Source organism: Coprococcus sp. ART55/1 (genome assembly GCF_000210595.1).
Classification (GTDB): Bacteria; Bacillota; Clostridia; order Lachnospirales; family Lachnospiraceae; genus Coprococcus; species Coprococcus aceti.
Map to the genome: position 1 here is coordinate 2,712,343 of NC_021018.1, position 2,506 is coordinate 2,714,848.

At 40.9% G+C, this 2,506-nt stretch carries 3 protein-coding genes; all 3 read left to right on the forward strand.

Going from position 1 to position 2,506, the window contains the following annotated elements; translation table 11 throughout:
- The first annotated feature begins 59 nt into the window (after positions 1 to 59).
- Positions 60 to 614 (forward strand): NUDIX hydrolase, encoded by a 555-nt coding sequence (locus CCU_RS12190; protein ID WP_015534879.1) that lies wholly within the window; start codon positions 60 to 62, stop codon positions 612 to 614.
- A gap of 226 nt (positions 615 to 840) precedes the next feature.
- Positions 841 to 1,719, forward strand: a complete 879-nt coding sequence (gene xerD, locus CCU_RS12195) for a site-specific tyrosine recombinase XerD (protein ID WP_055144557.1) — start codon at positions 841 to 843, stop codon at positions 1,717 to 1,719.
- Positions 1,720 to 1,753: 34 nt separating this feature from the next.
- The coding region (locus tag CCU_RS12200; RefSeq protein WP_208896233.1) for a formate/nitrite transporter family protein at positions 1,754 to 2,506 on the forward strand (753 nt) is incomplete at its 3' end.

Genomic DNA, 2,506 nt, shown 5'->3' on the forward strand with positions numbered 1-2,506 from the left:
ATATACAGTTTACCATTCTTATGCATGATAAACTATAAAACGGGAGGTGAGATTAAAAGATGGAAAAATTCAAGAGGATAAAGACGGAAGTGGCATACAGAGCGCATGTGTTTGATGTATATAACGACTATCTTGAACTGCCTGATGGCAGAGATGTTGTATATGATCTGATAAAGCATCACCCGGGAGCATGCATTCTTCCAGTGAAAGACGATGGATCGCTCATACTGATAAAGCAATACAGGAATTCTATTGATGATATAACCTACGAGGTTCCGGCTGGTTTTATCGATGAGGGAGAGTCTCCTGAAGATGCAGCCAGAAGAGAACTCAGGGAAGAGACAGGGTTTACCGCGAAGGTTGTGGAGTATGTGACTAGAACAGTTCTGGCTATCGGTACAAGTGATGAACAGACTTACGTGTATATAGGCAGGGAACTTACCAGAGGAATATGTGCATTGGACGAGAATGAATTTATAGAGACCGAGGAGATAGGTCTTGATGATGCACTCAATATGATAAGAGATGGCAGGATAGTGGATTCCAAAACAATAATTGCAATCTACGCATATTGGGGTAAGAAATGCTCCCAAACAAGCAATCACATAATTTGAAACATAGAAAATTCAACTGAAACATTGTCGGAATTAAAAAATGTGGAAATATTTTTGAAAAGAATTATGTCAATATCTAGTATACATAATTTGATCGTGCACCGCATTTTGTACTTTTATTAAAAATGCCGTGAAGCCTTGATTTTACTTGTTAAAATAGTGTTTGATTTTATTTACATTTGTATTTATAATATAATTCAGTCTACATAACTAAGGGGATAAATTAGTGGAACAATACATAGACAGATATGTTGATTATTTAAGAAATGTAAAAAAATCCAGTGAGAATACTGTTGCATCATATCGGAGAGATCTGATAAAATTCTACAGGTATTTTGACGAGAAGGGCATAACGAGGATTGATGATATTAATGAAACTTATATCACTTCGTATGTGTTGGAAATGGAGAAACAGGGGATGTCCATGGCTACGGTGTCACGTAACATTGCATCCATAAAGTCATTCTATGCCTATCTCATGAGGGAGAGGATAGTGAATGATGATCCAACGGAGAATATCAAGCCTCCGAAGATCGTGAAGAAGGTTCCTGAGACGCTTACCATAAGTGAGGTGAACAAGCTTCTCGACCAGCCTACCAACAAGACTCCAAAGGAGATCAGGGATAAGGCGATGCTGGAGCTGTTGTATGCTACAGGAATACGTGTCACAGAGCTTGTGACATTGAAACTCACGGATGTCAACATAAAGCTTGGGTTCATTGAGTGCCACGACGGCGACAGGGTGAGGACTGTTCCGGTTGCGGAGGTTGCTCAGAGAGCCCTCAGCAGATATATTACTGAGGTGCGCGATGATATGAGTGGAGGCAGTGATTATCTGTTCTTCAACTGCAAGGGTGCACCTATGACGAGACAGGGATTCTGGAAGATAATAAAGTATTATGCGGCTAAGGCCGGCATAGATAAGGATATAACACCTCATATGATAAGGCATTCATTTGCCTCACATATGTTGGGGAATGGAGCGGATATAAAGTCTGTTCAAGAGATGCTTGGACATGTGGATATTGCGACAACCCAGATATATCTTACAAATAAGCAGAGTAAGCTCAAGGAAGAATATGCAAAGGCATATCCGAGGGCCTAACAAATAACTTATAAACTAAGGAGACAATTAAATCATGGAAAACAATTACTACGTTCCGGTACAGATCATTGAGAATAATCTCAAGGGTGCTGTTGGAAAGGCAAATCTCAAGCTGTACAAGATGATCATGATGGGATTCTTTGCAGGAATGTTCATTGCGATAGGAGCTGAGGGATCAAACCTTGCGGTGCATACGGTGGACAATTTCGGACTTGCGAAGACTCTTGCAGGATGCATATTCCCTGTAGGACTCATGATGTTATCGATTATCGGTGCAGAGCTGTTTACCGGAAACTGTATGATGATAACAGCGGTTATTGATGGTAGGATAAAGCTTGTGCAGATGCTCAAGAATTGGGTTATTGTATATCTCAGCAATATGCTTGGATCAGTTGTGACTGCAGCTCTTATATATGGAAGCGGTCAGTTTGATAATTCAGCAGGCGGCCTTGGCGCTTATACCATCAAGGTGGCTATGGGTAAGACAGGCCTTGATTTTTGCAATGCGTTCATGTCGGGAATAATGTGTAATATTCTCGTGTGTATCGCGGTTCTCATGTCATCTTCGGCTAAGGATATAATTGGAAAGCTGTTTGCATGCTTCTTCCCGATAATGGTATTCGTCGTGTCAGGTTTTGAGCACTGCGTTGCAAATATGTACTATATACCTGCAGGTCTGATGGCTGCATCAAACAGCAAGTATGTGGACAAGGCATGCGAGCTCTATGGATATACCGCACAGCAGATAAGTGACCAGCTCACAGTGGGACATTTTTTCAGTAAAAAT

What these genes read in the sequence shown, in the direction of transcription:
- CCU_RS12190 (WP_015534879.1), top strand. Translation starts at nt 60, where the DNA reads ATGGAAAAATTCAAGAGGATAAAGACGGAAGTGGCATACAGAGCGCAT.